The organism is Mycobacterium heidelbergense, from assembly GCF_050205645.1.
Lineage (GTDB): Bacteria > Actinomycetota > Actinomycetes > Mycobacteriales > Mycobacteriaceae > Mycobacterium > Mycobacterium heidelbergense_A.
Window position 1 is genome coordinate 21,771 of sequence record NZ_JBNMQT010000011.1, and the last position, 20,957, is coordinate 42,727.

The following is a 20,957-nucleotide window of genomic DNA, read 5'->3' on the forward strand; positions in this document are numbered from 1 at the left end:
GAAGTGATGAGGAGGAGCGGCACAGATGACCGCCGTGAGCCTGCTGTCCCGAATCATCCTGCCGCGTCCGGGTGAGCCCCTCGACGTGCGCAAGCTTTACCTGGCGGAGTCGAAGACCAACTCGCGGCGCGCGCACGCCACGAGCCGCACCTCGCTGGAGATCGCCAAAGAGTCCGAGGTGTCGTTCGCGACGTACTTCAACGCGTTCCCGGCCAGCTACTGGCGCCGGTGGTCGATCTGCACGTCGGTGGTGTTGCGCGTCGAGCTGACCGGAACCGGTCGCGTCGACGTCTACCGGACGAAGGCCAACGCGGTGCGGATCTCGGTGGACGGACGTCAATTCGTCGGCACCGACGAGCAGCCGGCCGTCGTCGAGATCGAGGTGCCGCTCAAGCCGTTCGAGGACGGCGGCTGGATCTGGTTCGACATCACCACCGACACGAACGTCAACCTGCTCAGCGGTGGCTGGTATGCCACCGAGCCCGCGCCGGGCACGGCCAACGTCGCCGTCGGCATCCCGACGTTCAACCGCCCCGCGGACTGCGCCAATGCGCTGGCCGCTCTCACCGCGGATCCGTTGGTGGACGAGGTGATTGGTGCGGTGATCGTGCCGGATCAGGGTGTGCGCAAGGTTCGCGACCATCCGGACTTTCCCGCCGCGGCCGCCCGCCTGGGCGATCGGCTGTCGATCCATGACCAGCCCAACCTCGGCGGGTCCGGTGGGTACAGCCGGGTGATGTACGAGGCGCTGAAAAACACTGATTGCCAACAGATTCTGTTCATGGACGACGACATCCGCATCGAGCCCGACTCGATCCTGCGGGTGTTGGCCATGCACCGATTCGCCAAGAGCCCGATGCTGGTGGGCGGCCAGATGCTCAACCTGCAGGAGCCGTCGCACCTGCACATCATGGGTGAGGTCGTGGACCCATCGAACTTCATGTGGACCGCGGCGCCGCACACCGAATACGACCACGATTTCGCCGAAAATCCGTTGAACGACAACAACCCTCGCAGCAAGCTGCTGCACCGGCGCATCGACGTCGACTACAACGGCTGGTGGACGTGCATGATCCCGCGGCAGGTCGCCGAGGAGCTGGGCCAGCCGCTGCCGCTGTTCATCAAGTGGGACGACGCCGACTACGGACTGCGGGCGGCCGAGCACGGATACCCGACGGTGACGCTGCCCGGGGCGGCGATCTGGCACATGGCCTGGAGCGACAAGGACGACGCCATCGATTGGCAGGCCTACTTCCATCTGCGCAACCGGCTGGTGGTCGCGGCGATGCATTGGGACGGTGACGTCACCGGCCTGGTGCGCAGTCACCTGAAGGCAACGCTGAAACACCTTGCCTGCCTTGAATATTCGACGGTGGCAATCCAGAACAAGGCCATCGACGACTTTCTGGCCGGCCCGGAGCACATCTTCTCGATCCTGGAATCGGCGCTGCCCGAGGTGCATCGGATGCGCAAGGAGTTCCCGGATGCCGTCGTCCTGCCGGCGGCCAGCGAGCTGCCGCAGCCGATGCACCAGAGCAAGGCGATGAATCCCCCGGTGAACCCGCTGTCGATCAGTTACCGGCTGGCCCGCGGGATACTCCACAACGCGACCAAGGCCGATCCGGAAGCCCACCGGCGTCCGGAGTACAACGTGCCGACCCAGGACGCGCGCTGGTTCCGGCTGTGCACGGTCGACGGGGTGACCGTCACCACGGCCGACGGGTGCGGTGTCGTCTATCGACAGCGCAACCGACGCAAGATGTTTTCGTTGCTGTTCAAATCGCTGCGCCGCCAGCGTCTGCTGTTGAGCCGGTTCGACGAGATGCGCCGGGTGTACCGCGGCGCGCTTCCCGTGCTGTCCAGCAAGCAGAAGTGGGAGACGGCGTTGCTGCCAGCAGCGGACAATGGCTGAAATCCCTCTTTCGGCGCCGCCGACCGGCGAAGTCGCGGTGATGGTCGCCGTCCAGGCGGCGCTGGCCGACCGTCCGGGGGTGCTGACCACGGCACGCGGCCTATCGCACTTCGGAGAGCACAGCATCGGCTGGGTGGCCGTATCGCTGCTCGGTGCGCTGCTGGTGCCGCGGCATCGCCGGGACTGGCTGGTGGCCGGGGCCGGCGCGTTCGTCGCACACGCGGCCGCCGTGTTGATCAAGCGCGTGGTGCGGCGCCAGCGACCGAGCCATCCCGCCGTCGCGGTGAACGTCGGCACGCCTAGCCGGCTGAGCTTCCCGTCGGCGCATGCCACCTCCACCACGGCCGCGGCGATCCTGATGGCCCGCACTACCGGGTTGCCCCTGCCCGTGTTGCTCGTCCCCCCGATGGCCCTGTCGCGGATACTGCTGGGGGTGCACTATCCCAGCGACGTGGCCTTCGGCATCGCGCTGGGCGCCGGCGTCGCCGGGGTCGCACGCAGAAGCGGCGAAAGGTTGCGAAAGAGGTTCGCCGAATGAGTGAAGACGTGGTGGTCGGGCCGCCGGGCAACGTGATCGTCGGGGTGGTCAAGGCGATCCGGCCGCGGCAATGGGTGAAGAACGTGCTGGTGCTGGCCGCGCCACTGAGCGCGGCGGGCCGCGGCCACCGGTACGACTACGGCCAGCTGGGCATCCAGGTGGCGGTGGCGTTCGTGGTGTTCAGCCTGGCGGCCTCGTCGATATACCTGATCAACGACGTCCGCGACGTCGAGGCCGACCGCGAACACCCCACCAAGCGGTTCCGTCCGATCGCGGCCGGCGTGGTGCCCGAATGGCTGGCCTACGTTCTAGCGGTCCTCCTCGCGGTGGCGTCGCTCGGTCTGGCCTGGTGGTTGACGCCGAACCTCGCGGTGGTGATGGCGGTCTACATCGCCATGCAGTTGGGCTACTGCTTCGGCCTGAAACATCAAGCGGTGATGGACATTTGCATCGTGTCGTCGGGGTTCTTGCTCCGGGCCATTGCGGGCGGGGCGGCCACCGATACCAATCTGTCGCAATGGTTTTTGCTGATCATGGCGTTCGGGTCGCTGTTCATGGCGGCCGGCAAGCGGTACGCCGAGCTGCAACTGGCCGAGCGCACCGGCGCGGCGATCCGCAAGGCGCTGGAAAGCTACACGGGAACCTACCTGCGGTTCGTCTGGACGATGTCGGCCACCGCGGTGGTGATGTGCTACGGGCTGTGGGCGTTCGAGCGCGACCATGGCTCCGCGCGCTGGTTCACGGTGTCCATGGTCCCGTTCACCATCGCGATCCTGCGCTACGCGGTCGACGTCGACGGCGGGCTGGCCGGGGAGCCCGAAGACATCGCGCTGCGTGACCGGGTGCTGCAGCTGTTGGCCTTGGCGTGGATCGCGACGGTCGGAGCCGCGGTTGCCTTCGGCTAGCCCCGGTCTGGAGGCCATCAAGCGTGAAGTGATGCGCCGCCGGGCGGCGGTCAGGCGGGTCGGCCGGCCGGTGTTCGCCTACGCCACCGTGGTCCGGGTCAGCCTGTGGATCAGCGTGGCGGTGGTCGCGGTGCTGTTCGGGTGGGGAAGCTGGCAGCGGCGCTGGATCGCCGACGACGGGCTGATCGTGCTGCGCACGGTGCGCAATCTGCTGGCCGGCAACGGGCCGGTGTTCAATCAGGGCGAGCGCGTCGAGGCGAACACCTCCACGGCCTGGACCTATCTGATGTACGTGGGCAGTTGGGTCGGCGGCCCGATGCGCATGGAGTACGTGGCACTGGCGCTGGCCCTCGGGCTGTCCGTGCTGGGCGTGGCGCTGCTCATGCTCGGCGCCGGGCGGCTCTACGCACCCAGTCTGCGGGGCGCGCGGGCGATCATGCTGCCCGCCGGCGCGTTGGTCTACATCGCGCTGCCGCCGGCGCGCGACTTCGCAACGTCCGGCCTCGAAAGTGGTTTGGCGCTGGCCTATTTGGGGTTGCTGTGGTGGATGATGGTCTGCTGGGGGCAGCCGCTGCGGACCCGCCCGGATAACCGGTTCTTCCTCGCCGCGCTGGCCTTCGTTGCGGGCTTCAGCGTCCTGGTGCGGCCCGACTTCGCGCTGATGGGCGGCCTGGCTCTGATCATGATGCTGATCGCGGCCCGCACCTGGCAGCGTCGCGTGCTGATCGTGGTGGCGGGCGGATTCCTGCCGGTCGCCTACGAGATCTTCCGGATGGGCTACTACGGGCTGCTAGTGCCCGGCACCGCCCTGGCGAAGGACGCGGCCGGCGACAAGTGGTCGCAGGGCATGATCTATCTCTCGAACTTCAACGCGCCCTACGCGATATGGGCACCCGTCGTGCTGCTGGTGCCGCTGGGCCTGCTGTTGATGGCGGCGCGGCGGCGGCCGTCGTTCCTGCGGCCCGCCCTGGCGCCCAACTACGGGCGGTTCGCCCGGGCCGTGCAAAGCCCGCCCGCCGTGGTGGTTTTCGTCCTGGTGAGCGGTCTGTTGCAGGCGCTGTATTGGATCCGGCAAGGCGGCGACTTCATGCACGCGCGGGTGTTGCTGGCACCGCTTTTTTGTTTGCTGGCCCCGGTCGCCGTCATCCCGGTGGTCATCCCCGACGGCAAGGTGTATCTGCGCGAGACCGGCCTGTGGCTGTCCGGTGCGGCCGGGGTCTTGTGGCTGGGCATCGCGGGCTGGTCGCTGTGGGCAGCAAACTCACCCGGGATGGGTGACGACGCCACCCACGTCACCTATTCGGGCATCGTCGACGAGCGGCGCTTCTATGCGCAGGCAACCGGGCGCGCCCACCCGCTGACCGCCGCCGACTACCTCGACTACCCGCGCATGGCGGCGATCCTGACCGCCCTCAACAACACCCCGGACGGGGCGTTGCTGCTGCCGTCGGGCAACTACACGCAGTGGGACCTGGTGCCGATGAGTCAGCCGGCGCCGCCCCCGCCGGGAAGTCCGCCCAGCGGCAAGCCACCCCAAAAGCCGCAACACACGGTGTTTTTCACCAACCTGGGCATGGTCGGCATGAACGTCGGGCTCGACGTGCGGGTGATCGACCAAATCGGGCTGGCCAACCCCATCGCACAACACACGGGGCGGCTGCAGCACGGCCGGATCGGGCATGACAAGAACCTCTTCCCCGACTGGGTGATCGCCGACGGCCCCTGGGTGAAGGTCTATCCGGGCGTTCCGGGCTACTTGGACGCGAATTGGGTCGCCCAGGCGACCGCGGCGCTGCAATGCCCCGAAACCCAGGCGGTGCTGAGCTCGGTGCGAGCCCCGATGACGCCGCACCGGTTCGTCTCAAACTTCTTGCATTCCTTCAAATTCACCCAGTATCAGATCGACCGCGTGCCGCTCTACGAGCTCGCCAGGTGCGGGCTGCCGGTGCCCGAGGCGGGCCCGCCGCCGCCCCGCGAGTGAGTTCCCGCCAGATTTTTTCGACGGGTCTCAAACCGCCCGCATCGCGCGGGCGCGGCAGATTGACAGCAAAATCACATCTAACGCGCCACCAGCGTGCGGCACCGGGTGGGCACATGCGGAAACGGCCTTCTCGGCCGCCGGGCTCGGCGCGAAAATCAGCGGAACTGACGGCCGGTGGACGGTTTGCGGGAGCTCCTCGATGCGACCCGATGCCCGATGTTGTGATTGACTACACGGGCACTGCTGCGTCTAAACGCATGCAGTCGGACCCAATCGATCATGCGCGGGGACGAAAGATGCGCCCGAAAGGATGAGGAAGCAAGGATGAAGCTTGTTGACAGAGTTCGCGGTGCCGTAGCGGCTATGCCGCGCCGGCTCGTGGTGGGTGCTGTTGGGGCAGCCCTGCTGTCGGGCCTGATCGGCGTCGTGGGGGGCCCGGCGACCGCCGGGGCGTTCTCTCGCCCGGGTCTGCCGGTGGAGTACCTGCAGGTGCCCTCCGCAGGTATGGGCCGCGACATCAAGATTCAGTTCCAGAGCGGTGGCGCCAACGCGCCCGCGCTGTACCTGCTCGACGGCATGCGCGCGCAGGACGACTTCAACGGCTGGGACATCAACACCCCCGCGTTCGAGTGGTACAACCAGTCGGGCATTGCCGTGGTCATGCCGGTCGGCGGGCAGTCCAGCTTCTACTCCGACTGGTACAAGCCCGCCTGCGGTAAGGCCGGCTGCACCACCTACAAGTGGGAAACCTTCCTGACCAGCGAGCTGCCGCAGTACCTGTCGGCCAACAAGCAGGTCAAGCCCACCGGCAGCGCCGCGGTTGGCCTGTCGATGGCCGGGTCATCGGCCCTGATCCTGGCCGCCTACCACCCCGACCAGTTCGTCTACGCCGGCTCGCTGTCGGCGCTGCTGGACCCGTCGCAGAGCATGGGCCCGTCGCTGATCGGCCTGGCTATGGGTGACGCCGGTGGCTACAAGGCCGCCGACATGTGGGGACCGAAGGACGACCCCGCGTGGCAGCGCAACGACCCGTCGCTGCAGGTCGGCAAGCTGGTCGCGAACAACACTCGCATCTGGGTGTACTGCGGTAACGGCAAGCCGTCGGACCTGGGTGGCGACAACCTGCCGGCGAAGTTCCTGGAGGGCTTCGTGCGGACCAGCAACATGAAGTTCCAGGAGGCGTACAACGCTGCGGGCGGTCACAACGCCGTGTGGAACTTCGACGCCAACGGCACCCACGACTGGCCGTACTGGGGAGCGCAGCTGCAGGCCATGAAGCCTGACCTGCAGCAGGTGCTCGGTGCCACGCCCGGCGCCGGCCCCGCGACCGCTGCCGCCACCAACGCCGGCAGCAGCACCACCGGCACGTAGCAGCCAGCCGAAACCAAACCACTAATGGCGGCGATCCCTCGGGGTCGCCGCCATTAGTGATTTACGTCGCCCATCGGGTGTGGATAGTGTGCTCACAGCGACTAGACGATGGAGGGTGGACATGAGGGGTCTGTCAGCGCTGCTGCGGGTGTTCTGCGTTGCCGCACTATCGGTCGGGTTCGGCGGTGCGGCTCTGGGGTTGGTGACGCCTGGAACCGTCGGCAAAGCCAAGGCCGCGGGCTACGAAAGCCTGATGGTGCCGTCGGCGGCCATGGGCCGCGACATCCCCGTGGCCTTCCTGGGCGGCGGGCCGCACGCCGTCTACCTTCTGGACGCCTTCAATGCCGCCCCGGACGTCAGCAACTGGGTGACCGCGGGTAACGCGATGAACACCTTGGCCGGCAAGGGGATCTCGGTAGTCGCGCCCGCCGGTGGCGCCTGGAGCATGTACACCAACTGGGAGAACGACGGCAGCAAGCAGTGGGACACGTTCCTGTCCAGCGAACTGCCCAACTGGCTGGCCGCCAACAAGGGCCTGGCCCCCGGCGGCCACGCCGCCGTCGGCGCCTCACAGGGCGGCTACGCCGCGATGGCGCTGGCCGCCTTCCACCCCGACCGCTTCGGCATGGCGGGTTCGCTGTCCGGCTTCCTGTACCCGTCGAGCACCAACTACAACGGCGCGATCCTGGCCGGCCTGCAGCAGTTCGGTGGCGTGGACGGCAACGGCATGTGGGGCGCGCCGCAGCTGGGCCGGTGGAAGTGGCACGACCCGTACGTGCACTCCACGCTGCTGGCGCAGAACAACACCCGGGTATGGGTCTACAGCCCGACGAACATGGGCGGTGACGACGCCGCCATGGCCGGCCAGGCGGGCGCGGCGATGGGCAGCTCCCGGGAGTTCTACCAGCAGTACCGCAGCAACGGCGGGCACAACGGACACTTCGACTTCCCGGGTGGCGGCGACAACGGCTGGGGTTCGTGGTCGGGGCAGCTGGGTGCCATGTCGGGCGACATCGTCGGCGCCATTCGCTAGCGAGCGCACGGACGGTGCCGGCGCGACGAGCCGGTACGGTGGTGGGTGCAGCAGAGGGCGGGACGGCCGCTTATCTCTATACGAGCTGCGACTTCCGACTCTGCTAGCAGGAGAACATGGCCACCAACGCCCGGCGTAGACGCCGAATCCTCGCCTGGGTTGCCGCCCTTTCGATGGCCGGCGTCGTATTGCTGGTCATCGTGGGCGTGGTGATGCTGCTGCGCAGCCCTTCGTCGCCGCCCAGCGCGGTGCCGCCCGGCGTGCTGCCCCCGTCGTCGACGACGAGCCACCCGCACAAGCCGCGACCCGCCTCGCAAGACGCTTCGTGTCCCGACGTGCAGTTGATCAACGTCCCGGGCACGTGGGAGTCCTCGGTGCAGGACGACCCCGGCAATCCGATGCAGTTCCCGAATGCGTTGCTGCACAAGGTGACTGCCCAGCTCGGCCAGCAGTTTCCGGCCGCCCGGGTGGTGTCGTACACCACCCCGTACACGGCGCAGTTCCACAACCCGCTGAGCGGTGACACGCAGATGTCCTACAACGACAGCCGCGCCGAAGGCACCCGCGCGACAGTCCAGGCGATGACCGACATGAACAACAAGTGCCCGTTGACGAGCTATGTGCTGATGGGTTTTTCGCAGGGTGCGGTAATCGCCGGGGACATCGCCAGCGACATCGGCAACGGCCGCGGCCCCGTCGACGACGACCTGGTGCTGGGTGTGACATTGATCGCCGACGGCCGTCGCCAGCAAGGGGTGGGCAACGACATCGGGCCCAACCCGCCGGGCGAGGGCGCCGAAGTCACCTTGGCGGAGGTGCCGATGTTGTCCGGTTTCGGGTTGACCATGACCGGGGCGAGGCCGGGCGGCTTCGGCGCGCTCAACGACAAGACCAACGAGATCTGCGCGCCGGGCGATCTCATCTGCGCCGCCCCGAACGAGGCGTTCAGCGTCGCCAACCTGCCGGCCACGCTGAACACGCTCGCCGGCGGCGCGGGGCAGCCGGTGCACGCGCTGTACGCCACCACCCAGTTCTGGAACTTGGATGGGACCCCCGCGACGGATTGGACGTTGAACTGGGCCCACGGGCTCCTCGACAACGCGCCGCATCCCAAACACGGCTGATATGGCCGCGAGTGAGGCCGATACGTAACGGAATCGGCGGTACCTTGTGATTTGGTCTGCCGCGTGCCGCCCCTTAACATTAAGAGAAAAGTAAGAGCATTGTGATCGTGACCCGTTTGGGTCGAAGCTGGCACCCAATCGACGCGCGCCTCAGCATGCGCCGTGACAGGGCCGGCTTGCGCGCGGTTATAACGTCGGAGCAGCCGACCTAATTGTGTTGTGACAGGAGAATCTGGCATGGCGTACCACAACCCGTTCATCGTCAACGGAAGAATCAAGTTCCCGGAGAACACGAACCTGGTTCGTCACGTTGAGAAGTGGGCGAAGGTTCGTGGCGACAAGCTGGCCTATCGATTCGTCGACTTCTCCACCGAACGTGACGGTGAATACAAGGACATCTCGTGGGCGGACTTCAGTGCCCGCAACCGCGCCGTGGGCGCCCGGCTGCAGCAGGTCACCCAGCCGGGTGACCGCATCGCGATCCTGTGCCCGCAGAACCTGGACTATCTCGTCGCGTTGTTCGGCGCGCTGTACGCCGGCAGGATCGCGGTGCCGTTGTTCGACCCTTCCGAGCCGGGGCACGTCGGGCGTTTGCACGCCGTGCTCGACGACTGCACGCCGTCGACGATCCTGACCACCACCGAGGCCGCCGAAGGTGTGCGCAAGTTCATCCGCGGCCGCGCGGCCAAGGAGCGACCCCGTGTCGTGGCCGTCGACGCGGTGCCCAACGAGGTGGCATCCACGTGGCAGGAGCCGGTGGCCGACGAGAACACCATCGCCTACTTGCAGTACACCTCGGGCTCCACCCGCACCCCGACCGGCGTGCAGATCACCCACCTGAACCTGCCCACCAACGTGCTGCAGGTGCTGGAGGGGCTCGAAGGCAAGGAAGTGGACCGCGGCCTGTCCTGGCTGCCGTTCTTCCACGACATGGGCCTGATCACGGCGCTGTTGTCGCCGGTGATCGGTCACAACTTCACCTTCATGACGCCCGCCGCGTTCGTGCGCCGGCCCGGCCGGTGGATCCGGGAGATGGCGCGCAAGCCCGACGACGCTCCGGACTGTGAGGTCATCACGGTCGCGCCGAACTTCGCCTTCGAGCATGCCGCGTTGCGCGGTGCGCCCAAGGAAGGTGAGCCGCCGCTGGATCTGAGCAACGTCAAAGCGATCCTCAACGGCAGCGAGCCGGTGTCGCCGGCGTCGATGCGCAAGTTCTACGAGGCGTTCGCGCCCTATGGCCTGCGCGAGACGGCGATCAAGCCGTCCTACGGTCTGGCCGAGGCGACGCTGTTCGTTTCCACCACACCGATGGACGAGGCGCCCAGGGTCATCCACGTCGACCGTGCCGAGCTGAACAACCAGCGCTTCGTCGAGGTGGCCGCGGATTCGCCGAGCGCGGTGGCGCAGGTGTCCGCGGGCGTCATCGGCGTCGACGAGTGGGCAGTCATCGTCGACCCCGACACCGCCAGCGAGCTGCCCGACGGTCAGATCGGCGAGATCTGGCTGCACGGCAACAACATGGGCAGCGGCTACTGGGGCAGGGAAGCCGAAACCACCGAGATCTTCCGCAACATCCTCAAGTCGCGGATCAGCGAGTCGCACGCCGAGGGCGCCCCCGACGACGGCATGTGGGTGCGCACCGGCGACTACGGCACCTACTACAAGGGACACCTCTATATAGCGGGCCGCATCAAAGACCTGGTCATCATCGACGGCCGCAACCACTACCCGCAGGACCTGGAGTACTCGGCGCAGGAAGCGAGCAAGGCGCTGCGGACCGGTTACGTGGCGGCCTTCTCGGTGCCGGCGAACCAACTGCCGCAGGAAGTCTTCGACAACCCGCACGCCGGTATCAAGTACGACCCCGACGACGGCTCCGAGCAGCTGGTGATCGTCGCCGAGCGCGCCGCCGGCTCGCACAAGCTGGACTACCAGCCGATCGCCGACGACATCCGCGCGGCCATCGCGGTGCGCCACGGCGTCACGGTCCGCGACTTGCTGCTGGTGCAGTCGGGAACGATCCCGCGTACGTCCAGCGGCAAGATCGGGCACCGCGCCTGCCGCGCCGCCTACCTTGACGGCAGTCTGCGCAGCGGCGTCGGGTCACCGACCGCCTTCGCCGGCGCCAACGACTGAATCAGGAACCATGACTGACACAGACGAACCTCAGGAGAACCTGCCCGCCGAAAAGACCGAGATGACGGTCGCCGAGATGCGCGAGTGGCTGCGCAACTGGGTGGGCAGGGCCGTCGGGAGATCACCCGACGACATCGACGAGTCGGTGCCGATGGTCGAGCTGGGTTTGGCGTCGCGGGACGCCGTGGCGATGGCCGCCGACATCGAGGACATGACCGGCGTCACGCTGTCGGTCGCGGTGGCGTTCCAGCATCCGACCATCGAGTCGCTGGCCACCCGCATCATCGAGGGCGAGCCCGAGGTCGCCGACGAGCTGGACGGCGCGGATTGGTCGCGCCCGGGCCCGGCCGAGCGCGTCGACATCGCGGTCGTGGGCCTGTCCACCCGGCTGCCCGGCGACATGAACAGCCCCGACGAAACCTGGCAGGCCCTGCTGGAGGGACGCGACGCCATCACCGATCTACCCGAGGGCCGCTGGTCGGAATTCCTCGAAGAGCCGCGCATCGCCCAGCGCGTCGGCACCGCCCGCACCCGGGGCGGCTACCTGAAGGACATCAAGGGCTTCGACTCGGAATTCTTCGCGGTCGCCAAGACCGAAGCCGACAACATCGACCCGCAGCAGCGGATGGCGCTGGAGCTCACCTGGGAGGCGCTCGAGCACGCCCGCATCCCGGCGTCGAGCCTGCGCGGCGAGGCCGTCGGTGTGTACGTCGGCTTCTCCAACAACGACTACCAATTCCTCGCGGTCTCCGACCCCACCGTCGCGCACCCGTACGCGATCACCGGCACCGCCAGCTCGATCATCGCCAACCGGGTGTCCTACTTCTACGACTTCCGCGGCCCCTCGGTCGCGCTGGACACCGCCTGCTCGAGCTCGCTGGTGGCGACGCATCAGGCGGTGCAGGCGCTGCGCAACGGCGAGTGCGACGTGGCGGTCGCCGGTGGTGTCAACGCGCTGCTCACCCCGTTGGTGACGCTCGGTTTCGACGAGATCGGTCAGGTGCTTTCGCCCGACGGCCGGATCAAATCGTTCTCGTCGGACGCCGACGGCTACACCCGCTCCGAGGGCGGCGGCATGTTCGTGCTCAAGCGGGTCGACGATGCCCGCCGCGACGGCGACCAGATCCTGGCCGTCATCGCCGGCAGCGCGGTCAACCACGACGGCCGGTCCAACGGCCTGATCGCTCCCAACCAGGACGCCCAGGCCGAGGTGCTGCGCCGCGCCTACAAGGACGCCGGCATCGACCCGCGCACCGTCGACTACATCGAGGCGCACGGCACCGGCACCGTCCTGGGTGACCCGATCGAGGCCGAGGCGCTGGGTCGCGTCGTCGGGCGGGGCCGTCCCGCGGACCGTCCGGCACTGCTGGGCGCGGTGAAAACCAATGTGGGACACCTGGAGTCGGCCGCCGGTGCGGCGAGCCTGGCCAAGGTGGTGCTGGCATTGCAGCACGACAAGCTGCCGCCGTCGATCAACTTCGCCGGGCCGAGCCCCTACATCGACTTCGACGGCATGCACTTGAAGGTCATCGACTCCGCGGCCGACTGGCCGCGCTACGGCGGTTACGCGCTGGCCGGGGTGTCCAGCTTCGGCTTCGGTGGGGCCAACGCGCACCTGGTGGTGCGCGAGGTGCTGCCCCGCGACGTCGTGGAGCGGGAGCCCGAACCCGCGCCCGAGGTCGAGTCGGCGGCCGAAACCGAGCCGGCCGAAGCCCCGGTGCTGGAAAGCCACTCGCTGCGGTTCGACGATTTCGGCAACATCATCCCCGATGCCTCCGAGGCGCAGGAGGAAGAATACGAGCTACCCGGCGTCACCGACGAGGCGCTGCGCCTCAAAGAGATTGCGCTGGAAGAGCTTGCGGCACAAGAAGAATCAGCGCCACTGATCCCGCTCGCAGTGTCGGCGTTTTTGACGTCGCGCAAGAGGGCCGCCGCCGCCGAGCTAGCCGATTGGATGGAAAGCCCGGAAGGGCAGGCGTCGTCGCTGGAGTCGATCGGCCGGGCGCTGTCGCGTCGCAACCACGGACGCTCGCGTGCGGTGGTGCTGGCCCATGACCACGAAGAGGCCATCAAGGGTCTGCGGGCGATCGCCGAGGGCAAGCAGAAGCCGAACGTGTTCAGCACCGACGGGCCGGTGACCAGCGGCCCGGTGTGGGCGATGGCCGGTTTCGGTGCGCAGCACCGCAAGATGGGCAAGAGCCTGTACCTGCGTAACGAGGTCTTCGCCGAATGGATCGAGAAGGTCGACGCGCTGATCCAGGACGAGCGGGATTACTCCGTGCTCGAGCTGATCCTCGACGACTCGCACGAATACGGCATCGAGACTTCCAACGTCGTCATCTTCGCGATCCAGATCGCCCTGGGTGAGCTGCTCAAGCACCACGGCGCCAAACCCGCTGCGGTGGTTGGCCAATCGCTCGGCGAGCCCGCGTCGGCCTACTTCTCCGGCGGGCTGTCACTGGCCGACGCGACCCGCGTGATCTGCTCGCGCTCGCACCTGATGGGCGAGGGCGAGGCGATGCTGTTCGGCGAATACATCCGGCTGATGGCCCTCGTGGAGTACTCCGCCGACGAGTTGAAGACCGTGTTCGGTGATTTCCCCGGCCTCGAGGTGTGCGTCTACGCCGCACCCAGTCAGACCGTGATCGGCGGTCCGCCCGAGCAGATCGACGCGATCGTCGCCCGCGCCGAGGCGGAGGGCCGCTTCGCGCGCAAGCTGCAGACCAAGGGCGCCGGCCACACCTCGCAGATGGACCCGCTGCTCGGCGAGTTCTCCGCGGAGCTGCAGGGCATCGCACCGCACAGCCCGGCCGTCGGAATCTTCTCGACCGTGCACGAGGGCAACTACATCAAGCCCGGCGGCGAGCCGATCCACGACGTCGCCTACTGGGTCAAGGGAATGCGGCATTCCGTCTACTTCACCCACGGCATCCGCAACGCCGTCGACAGCGGCCACACCACGTTCCTGGAGCTCGCACCCAACCCGGTGGCGCTGATGCAGATCGGCCTGACCACGGCCGCCGCGGGTCTTCATGACGCCCAACTGATTCCGACGCTGGCCAAAAAGCAGGACGACGTCGAGTCGATGATCTCGGCCATGGCCCAGCTCTACGTCCACGGCCACGATCTGGACATCCGCACCCTGTTCAGCCGCGCGCAGGGTCCCGAGGACTACGCGAACATCCCGCCGACGAGGTTCAAGCGCAAAGAGCACTGGCTGGACGTGCACTTCTCCGGCGACGGCTCGGTGATCATGCCCGGGACCCACGTCGCGTTGCCGGACGGCCGCCACGTGTGGGAATTCGCGCCGCGCGACGGCGAGACGGACCTGGCCGCGTTGGTGAGATCCGCTGCGACACAGGTGCTTCCGGATGCGCAGTTGGTGGCGTCCGAGCAGCGCGCGGTGCCCGGCGCGGGCGCGCGGCTGGTGACGACGATGACTCGGCATCCGGGCGGGGCCTCGGTTCAGGTGCACGCCCGCATCGACGAGTCCTTCACCCTGGTGTACGACGCGCTGGTGTCCCGTGCGGGTTCGGATGTCGCCGCGTTGCCTACCGCGGTGGGCGCCGGAGCGACGATCGCCGCCGCCCCCAGCACGGTCGCCGCACCCGAGGCGTCCGCGGCGCCCGTCGAGGAGTACGACGCCGAAACGCTGTCGGACAGCCTGACCAACCGGTACCTGCCAAGCGGCGTGGGCAGGTGGTCACCGGATTCCGGCGAGTCCATCGCCGAGCGGCTCGGCCTGATCGTCTCGGCGGCCATGGGGTATGAGCCCGAGGACCTGCCGTGGGAGGTGCCGCTGATCGAGCTGGGCCTGGACTCGCTGATGGCGGTGCGGATCAAGAACCGCGTCGAGTACGACTTCGACCTTCCCCCAATCCAATTGACGGCCGTGCGCGACGCCAACCTCTATGCCGTCGAGAAGCTGATCGAGTACGCGATCGAGCACCGCGACGAGGTCGAGCAGCTGCACGAGCACCAGAAGACGCTGACACCCGAGGAGATCGCACGGGAGCAGGCCGAAATACTCAGCGGCGCAACGCCGTCGTCCGTCGTCGCGCCCACGCCGGATCCGCTGGGGGCACCTCCCGCTCGCGGGGGGGCCGAGCCCGAGGCGCAGCCGGCACCGCCGTCGTCGGACGCGCCGATTCCCCCGCCGCCGACGGATCCGTCGGGACCCTCGGGCAACGGCGCGCAGCCGAACCTGGCGGGAGCGCTGAGCCAGGAGGCGGTGGCCAAGGCGCTGAACTCCGACGTGCCCCCGCGCGACGCCGCCGAGCGGGTCACGTTCGCCACCTGGGCGATCGTCACGGGCAAGTCGCCGGGCGGCATCTTCAACCCGCTGCCCAAGCTCGACGAGGACAGTGCCGGCAAGATGGCCGAGCGGCTCTCGGAGCGGACCGAGGGTTCCATCACCGCCGAGGACGTGCTGACGTCGGAGACCATCGAGGCGCTCGCCGAAAAGGTGCGCACCTTCTTGGAGGCGGGCCAGATCGACGGCTTCGTCCGCACCATCAGAGCCCCGCAGGACGATTCGCAGATACCGGTGTTCGTGTTCCACCCGGCCGGCGGTTCGACCGTGGTGTACGAGCCGCTGCTCAATCGGTTGCCGGCGGATACCCCGATGTACGGGTTCGAGCGGGTCGAAGGTTCCGTTCAGGAGCGGGCCGCCCAGTACGTACCCAAGCTGCTGGAACTCAACGGGGACAAGCCGTTCGTCCTTGTCGGATGGTCGCTCGGCGGGGCGCTGGCGTACGCCTGCGCCATCGGGCTCAAGCGGATGGGCGCCAACGTGGCGTTCGTCGGGTTGATCGACACGGTGCGCGCCGGCGAGGAGATCCCGCAGACCCGGGAGGAAACCCGCAAGCGCTGGGACCGTTACGCGAAGTTCGCCGAACGCACCTTCAACGTCGAGATTCCGGCGATCCCCTACGAGCAGCTCGAGGAGCTCGACGACGAGGGGCAGGTCAAGTTCGTGCTGGACATCGTCCAGCAGAGCGGCGTGCAAATTCCGGGCGGCATCGTCGAGCACCAGCGGACGTCCTATCTGGACAACCGGGCGCTCGAGACCGTCGAGATCGAGCCGTACGACGGCCACGTGACCCTCTACATGGCCGATCGCTACCACGACGACGTCATCGAATTCGAGCCGCGGTACGCGATCCGTCAGCCCGACGGCGGCTGGGGCGAGTACGTGGCGGACCTGGAAGTGGTTCCGATCGGTGGCGAGCACATCCAGGCCATCGACGAACCGACCATCGGCAAGGTCGCTGCCCACCTCACCGACGCGCTGAATAAGGTGGAGGCGCAAGCCGGTCAGACAAGTGAGGTAGGCAAGTAGTGACGGAGATGGCGCCAGCTCCCATCCAGCACACCACCGCGGAGAAGCTGGCCGAGCTCCACCGTCGCCTGGAATTGGCCAAAGAGCCCGGCGGCGAGAAGGCCGTCGCCAAGCGCGACAAAAAGGGCATCCCCAGCGCCCGCGCCCGCGTGCACGCGCTGGTCGATCCGGGCACGTTCCTGGAGACCGGGGCGCTGGCCAAAACGCCGAACGACCCGAACGCGCTCTACGGCGATGGGTGCGTCACCGGACACGCCATGATTGACGGCCGGCCAGTCGGGGTGTTCTCGCACGACCAGACGGTGTTCCAGGGCACCGTCGGTGAGATGTTCGGCCGCAAGGTCGCCCGGCTGATGGAATGGTGCGCGATGGTCGGTTGCCCGATCATCGGCATCCAGGACTCGGGTGGTGCCCGGATTCAGGACGCGGTCACCTCGTTGGCGTGGTACGCCGAACTGGGCCGCCGCCACGAGGCGCTGTCCGGACTGGTGCCGCAGATCTCCCTCATCTTCGGCAAATGCGCTGGGGGAGCGGTGTATTCGCCGATCCAGGACGACCTGCTGGTCTCGGTGCGCGACCAGGGCTACTTCTTCGTGACCGGGCCCGACGTGATCCAGGAAGTCACCGGCGAGGAGGTCACCCTCGACGAGCTCGGCGGCTCCGACGCACAGGCCCGCTACGGCAACATCCACCAGGTGGTCGACTCCGAGGCCGAGGCGTTCCAGTACGTGCGCGACTTCCTGTCGTTCCTGCCGTCGAGCGCCGTCGGCGAGCCGCCGATCGTGAACCCCGGCCTCGAGCCGGAGACCACCCCGACCGATCTGGAGCTCGACTCGATCGTGCCGGACTCGGACAACATGGCCTACGACATGCACGAGATCCTGCTGCGCATCTTCGACGACGGTGACTTCCTAGACGTCGCCGCGCAACACGGGCCGGCCATCATCACCGGGTACGCCCGGGTCGACGGGCGACCGGTGGGCGTGATCGCCAACCAGCCCATGCATCTGTCCGGGTCGATCGACAACGAGGCCTCCGACAAGGCCGCGCGATTCATCCGGTTCTGCGACGCGTTCAACATCCCGCTGGTTTTCGTCGTGGACACACCCGGCTTCCTGCCGGGCGCCGAGCAGGAGAAGAACGGCATCATCAAGCGCGGCGGCCGGTTCCTGTACTCGGTCGTCGAGGCCGACGTGCCGAAGGTCACCATCACCGTGCGCAAGTCCTACGGCGGCGCCTACGCCGTCATGGGATCGCGGCAGCTGACCGCCGACTTCAACTTCGCCTGGCCGACCGCGCGCATCGCGGTGATCGGCGCCGAGGGGGCCGCGCAGCTGCTGATGAAGCGGTTCCCCGACCCGACCATCCCCGAGGCACAGCAGATCAAGAAGGACTTCATCGAGGGTTACAACCTCAACATGGCGATCCCGTGGACCGCCGCCGAGCGCGGATTCATCGATGCGGTCATCGACCCGCACCAGACCAGGCTGCTGCTGCGCAGGTCGCTGCATCTGTTGCGGGACAAGCAACTGTGGTTCCGCACCGCACGTAAGCACGGGCTGATCCCGGTTTAACGTTCCTCGCGCGCAATCGACCGCGGCAGGCCGAACTTCGCGAGCACGCTGTTGTCGAAGCGGGTCATCGCGCGGATGCGCTCGCCGGCGAGGCCCAGGACATACAGGCCGACGCCGTGGCTGATCCCGGTGGGCGTGCGCAGGTAGGCGCCGAACGCCGGCTGACCGTTGGCGCGGGTGGGCACGAGGTCGAACCGGCGGCCCGCGTCGAACAGGGCCGCGCAGAAGCGGACCACGACGTCGCGTCCCTCGTATTCGAACGGCATCGGCGGCATCGACATGAACACGTCGTCGGTCAGCAGGGCCACCAGTGCATCGAGGTCGGCCGACTCCCACGCGCGGACGAACTTCGCCACGATCGCGTCCTCGGCGGGCGAGCCGCGGGCCGGTGGGGGTTCGCCGGCGGTCGTCAGGCTGCGCCGAAGCCCGGCACGCGCCCGCTTGAGGGCGCTCTTGACCGATTCGACGCTGGCGTCGAGCATGTCGGCCACCTCGCTCGTGTCGAATCCGAGGACGTCGCGCAGCACCAGCACCGCGACCTGACGAGGCGGCAGAACCTGAAGGGCGGCAATGAAAGCCAGTGAGATCGCTTCGGTCTGCTCGTAGCGAGCCTCCGGCCCGTCGGGAAATGGCTCGAGCCAGACGACTTCCCCGAGACGGCTGGGCTCGGGCGGTTCGACATTGGGCACGTCCCACTCCTTGGCCGCGCGCCGGCTCGCCGAACGACGGGCGTTGAGGCAGCGGTTGTTGGCGATCCGGTAGAGCCAGGTGCGCAGCGAGGAGCGTCCCTCAAACCCCGCCAGTCCTTGCCACGCGGCCAGCAGCGTGTCCTGCAGGGCGTCCTCGGCATCCTGCAGTGATCCCAGCATCCGGTAGCAATGCACCAGCAGCTCCCGGCGGTACGGCTCGATCAGCTCCCGGTACGGATCGCCGACCACCACCTCGCGTCACCTCCATCCGTATAGACACCGACCCGACGGCGCACGGGGCGGTGTCTCCATTAGTGGTAGCCGACAACACCGACTGGAGGTCAAGGATGGGAAAGATCATCGTCAGCGAGAACGTCTCGCTCGATGGAGTCGGGCAGGACCCGACCGGCGACGAGGGCTTCGGGGCCGGCGGCTGGTTCGGCCAGATCGACGAACGCGACCACGACGCGTGGGCCGGGGTCGAACTCGGCGAGGCGCTGGGCGCCGAGGCCCTGCTGCTGGGCCGGCGGACCTATGAGTTCTTCGCCGCGCGCTGGCCGTCGCGCACCGGCCCGTGGGCCGACCGATTGAACAGCCTGCCCAAGCACGTGGTGTCGACGACCCTGCACGACCCGCAGTGGAACAACACGACGGTGCTGACGGGCGACCCACTGCGCGAGGTCACCGCTTTGCGCCGAAACGTCAACGGGGACATCGTCGTCTATGGGAGCTTGCGGCTGGTGCACGCGTTGGTGGAACACGACCTGGTCGACGAGTTGCGATTGATGGTCTTCCCGTTCGTGCTCGGCGCCGGCGATCGCCCTTTCGGCGACACCGGCGGCACGAAACACCTGCGCCTCGTCGACGTCCGCACGGTCGGCGACGGCCTGGTGCTGCTCACCTACGAGCGCCGGCCGGGCCGATGAAGCCGGCCAGCGCGTCGCCCACAGCCGTCGCGCCAAAAGCGGTGGGGTGCAAGGGAACCGCTGGGTCGGTCACCCCATATCCGGAAACGTAGCGATCGCCGGGCGGGGCGCAGATGTCGTGGCCCTGGAACATCGGCCTGGTGTCGAAGTACTCGATCCCCTTGTCGGCGGCCAGCTGACGTTGCCGGTCGTCGAGTTCGTTGAATTTGGCCTGCAGGTAGTCGGAGTCGTGCGGCAACACCGGCTGCCCGGGAAAGCAGCCACCGGGCCGGATCAGGGTCCCGTACCCCACCAAGACGATCCGCGCCTTCGGCGCCTCGGCGCGGACCTGGTCGATCAGCATGCTCCACCCGCGGACATGCCCGTCGATCGCCGCCGAAATCCGGTCGACCGCACCGGAGACGAAATCCTCGGTGCACGGCGCGGGGTTGGGCGATTTGACCTCGCACCCTTCCGCGTCGGCGGCCAGCCCGACGTCATTGGCCCCGATGGTGATGGTGATCAGGTCGGTGGCCGCGCGGACCGCGTCGATCTGGCGTCCGACCATCCCATCCTTGGTCTCTTGTGCGTGATCGGTGATGTCCTCGGTGATCGCGCCGCTGCAGGTGACGTCGGTGAACCCGGTCGCGCCGAGCCGCCGCGCGAGCACCGACGGGTAGTCGTTGGTCGACTTGCGGCATCCGGTGGGAGGTGCGGGGTCCGGCACGCCGGGCGCGGCGGCCATCGAGTCGCCCAGCGCCACATAGTTCAGCCGGCCAAGCGGCGGGGTGGCCGCGTGGGGTCCGGCGCAAGCGACCGCCGCGGCACCGACCAGCGATGCGAGGCACAGGCGCGTCGAGAGCATATGCCCCAGTGTTTCATCCCGCGTTGGGGCGCCATGGCACCCCCGGCGGCCGTTGCGCGCCGGCCTATACGGGTACCAGGTACTCGGAGGTGTAGTACTCGGCCGGGTTCTGCGAGTGCGGATCACCCCGCTCGATGATCACCCAGACTCCGGTGGTGCCCTGCCGAATGGTGTCCTGAATCGTCACCGTCGCATTGCCGGCCCCGTCGGTGTCCATTCCGGTAAAGGCGGTGCCGGGATCCCCGGGCCCGCACGTAGCCATCGACGGCAGGGGTTCCTGAATCAGGCCGACATCGAAATGCGTGCCCGGCTGGGCTGGGTCCGCCAGTTGCACTTGGGCGATCGCTTTTGACCCGGCCCTGGTTATCAGGACCGAGCCGCTGCCGAGCCTCGGGCGCTGCACGGGAGGCCCGTTGACCACCAGGCTGAAATCGCACCGGCGGAGATCGGCCATCAGGCCGACCCTGGTGCCGCTCTCGGCGGCGGCCTTGACCATTGCAAACGTCGTCGCGGGAGTGATCATCACGCCCAGCGTTGCCGCGCACGCGCCCAGACGAGTCAGTGTGTGCATTGGGTCACCTTT

General features: G+C 67.9%; 14 protein-coding genes. 11 read left to right on the forward strand and 3 right to left on the reverse strand.

The window, feature by feature from the left end:
- Window positions 1-25: 25 nt before the first annotated feature.
- The 10 genes from ACQI5H_RS14390 (at window position 26) to ACQI5H_RS14435 (ending at window position 17,915) form a co-directional block, all read left to right on the forward strand.
- The gene (locus tag ACQI5H_RS14390; RefSeq protein WP_427080035.1) at window positions 26-1,912 is read left to right on the forward strand and encodes a glycosyltransferase; all 1,887 of its coding nucleotides are present in this window, start codon (window positions 26-28) and stop codon (window positions 1,910-1,912) included.
- Window positions 1,905-2,450 carry a phosphatase PAP2 family protein gene (locus tag ACQI5H_RS14395; protein ID WP_427080036.1) on the forward strand — a complete coding sequence of 182 codons (546 nt, stop codon included), beginning with the start codon at window positions 1,905-1,907 and terminating at the stop codon, window positions 2,448-2,450. The genes ACQI5H_RS14390 and ACQI5H_RS14395 overlap by 8 nt, the downstream gene beginning before the upstream one ends.
- Entirely contained in the window at window positions 2,447-3,355 is a 909-nt protein-coding gene (locus ACQI5H_RS14400) for a decaprenyl-phosphate phosphoribosyltransferase (RefSeq protein WP_427080037.1), read from the forward strand. The genes ACQI5H_RS14395 and ACQI5H_RS14400 overlap by 4 nt, the downstream gene beginning before the upstream one ends.
- Window positions 3,342-5,336: a terminal beta-(1->2)-arabinofuranosyltransferase gene (gene aftB / locus ACQI5H_RS14405; RefSeq protein ID WP_427080038.1), complete on the forward strand. Its 1,995-nt coding sequence runs from the start codon at window positions 3,342-3,344 to the stop codon at window positions 5,334-5,336. The genes ACQI5H_RS14400 and aftB overlap by 14 nt, the downstream gene beginning before the upstream one ends.
- A 324-nt stretch (window positions 5,337-5,660) precedes the next feature.
- Window positions 5,661-6,707 carry a diacylglycerol acyltransferase/mycolyltransferase Ag85A gene (ag85A, locus tag ACQI5H_RS14410; RefSeq protein WP_427080039.1) on the forward strand — a complete coding sequence of 349 codons (1,047 nt, stop codon included), beginning with the start codon at window positions 5,661-5,663 and terminating at the stop codon, window positions 6,705-6,707.
- 121 nt (window positions 6,708-6,828) lie between these two features.
- The gene (locus ACQI5H_RS14415; protein ID WP_427080040.1) at window positions 6,829-7,740 is read left to right on the forward strand and encodes an alpha/beta hydrolase-fold protein; all 912 of its coding nucleotides are present in this window, start codon (window positions 6,829-6,831) and stop codon (window positions 7,738-7,740) included.
- A 116-nt stretch (window positions 7,741-7,856) separates the two neighbouring features.
- The gene (locus ACQI5H_RS14420; RefSeq protein ID WP_427080041.1) at window positions 7,857-8,864 is read left to right on the forward strand and encodes a cutinase family protein; all 1,008 of its coding nucleotides are present in this window, start codon (window positions 7,857-7,859) and stop codon (window positions 8,862-8,864) included.
- A 237-nt stretch (window positions 8,865-9,101) separates the two neighbouring features.
- On the forward strand, window positions 9,102-11,000 hold the full coding sequence (gene fadD32, locus ACQI5H_RS14425) for a long-chain-fatty-acid--AMP ligase FadD32 (protein ID WP_427080042.1): 1,899 nt from the start codon (window positions 9,102-9,104) through the stop codon (window positions 10,998-11,000).
- A 10-nt stretch (window positions 11,001-11,010) separates the two neighbouring features.
- Complete coding sequence (pks13, locus tag ACQI5H_RS14430) at window positions 11,011-16,341, forward strand: polyketide synthase Pks13 (protein ID WP_427080043.1); 5,331 nt, start codon at window positions 11,011-11,013, stop codon at window positions 16,339-16,341.
- An 8-nt stretch (window positions 16,342-16,349) separates the two neighbouring features.
- Window positions 16,350-17,915: an acyl-CoA carboxylase subunit beta gene (locus ACQI5H_RS14435; protein ID WP_427080044.1), complete on the forward strand. Its 1,566-nt coding sequence runs from the start codon at window positions 16,350-16,352 to the stop codon at window positions 17,913-17,915.
- Here ACQI5H_RS14435 and ACQI5H_RS14440 read toward each other — a convergent pair.
- A complete protein-coding gene (locus ACQI5H_RS14440; RefSeq protein ID WP_427080045.1) occupies window positions 17,912-18,856 on the reverse strand; it encodes an RNA polymerase subunit sigma-70 in 945 nt (314 codons plus the stop codon). The genes ACQI5H_RS14435 and ACQI5H_RS14440 overlap by 4 nt on opposite strands.
- A 95-nt stretch (window positions 18,857-18,951) precedes the next feature.
- On the opposite strand from ACQI5H_RS14440, the gene ACQI5H_RS14445 reads away from it, so the two are divergent.
- Entirely contained in the window at window positions 18,952-19,530 is a 579-nt protein-coding gene (locus ACQI5H_RS14445; RefSeq protein WP_427080046.1) for a dihydrofolate reductase family protein, read from the forward strand.
- Here the strand turns inward: ACQI5H_RS14445 and ACQI5H_RS14450 are convergent.
- Entirely contained in the window at window positions 19,502-20,374 is an 873-nt protein-coding gene (locus tag ACQI5H_RS14450; RefSeq protein WP_427080047.1) for an SGNH/GDSL hydrolase family protein, read from the reverse strand. The genes ACQI5H_RS14445 and ACQI5H_RS14450 overlap by 29 nt on opposite strands.
- Window positions 20,375-20,438: 64 nt before the next feature.
- Window positions 20,439-20,945: a hypothetical protein gene (locus ACQI5H_RS14455; RefSeq protein ID WP_427080048.1), complete on the reverse strand. Its 507-nt coding sequence runs from the start codon at window positions 20,943-20,945 to the stop codon at window positions 20,439-20,441.
- Window positions 20,946-20,957 lie beyond the last annotated feature (12 nt).

Coding starts and splice junctions, on each gene's coding strand:
- ACQI5H_RS14390 (WP_427080035.1), top strand. CDS start 26: ATGACCGCCGTGAGCCTGCTGTCCCGAATCATCCTGCCGCGTCCGGGT.
- ACQI5H_RS14395 (WP_427080036.1), top strand. CDS start 1,905: ATGGCTGAAATCCCTCTTTCGGCGCCGCCGACCGGCGAAGTCGCGGTG.
- ACQI5H_RS14400 (WP_427080037.1), top strand. CDS start 2,447: ATGAGTGAAGACGTGGTGGTCGGGCCGCCGGGCAACGTGATCGTCGGG.
- ag85A (WP_427080039.1), top strand. CDS start 5,661: ATGAAGCTTGTTGACAGAGTTCGCGGTGCCGTAGCGGCTATGCCGCGC.
- ACQI5H_RS14415 (WP_427080040.1), top strand. CDS start 6,829: ATGAGGGGTCTGTCAGCGCTGCTGCGGGTGTTCTGCGTTGCCGCACTA.
- ACQI5H_RS14420 (WP_427080041.1), top strand. CDS start 7,857: ATGGCCACCAACGCCCGGCGTAGACGCCGAATCCTCGCCTGGGTTGCC.
- fadD32 (WP_427080042.1), top strand. CDS start 9,102: ATGGCGTACCACAACCCGTTCATCGTCAACGGAAGAATCAAGTTCCCG.
- pks13 (WP_427080043.1), top strand. CDS start 11,011: ATGACTGACACAGACGAACCTCAGGAGAACCTGCCCGCCGAAAAGACC.
- ACQI5H_RS14435 (WP_427080044.1), top strand. CDS start 16,350: ATGGCGCCAGCTCCCATCCAGCACACCACCGCGGAGAAGCTGGCCGAG.
- ACQI5H_RS14445 (WP_427080046.1), top strand. CDS start 18,952: ATGGGAAAGATCATCGTCAGCGAGAACGTCTCGCTCGATGGAGTCGGG.
- ACQI5H_RS14450 (WP_427080047.1), bottom strand. CDS start 20,374: ATGCTCTCGACGCGCCTGTGCCTCGCATCGCTGGTCGGTGCCGCGGCG.
- ACQI5H_RS14455 (WP_427080048.1), bottom strand. CDS start 20,945: ATGCACACACTGACTCGTCTGGGCGCGTGCGCGGCAACGCTGGGCGTG.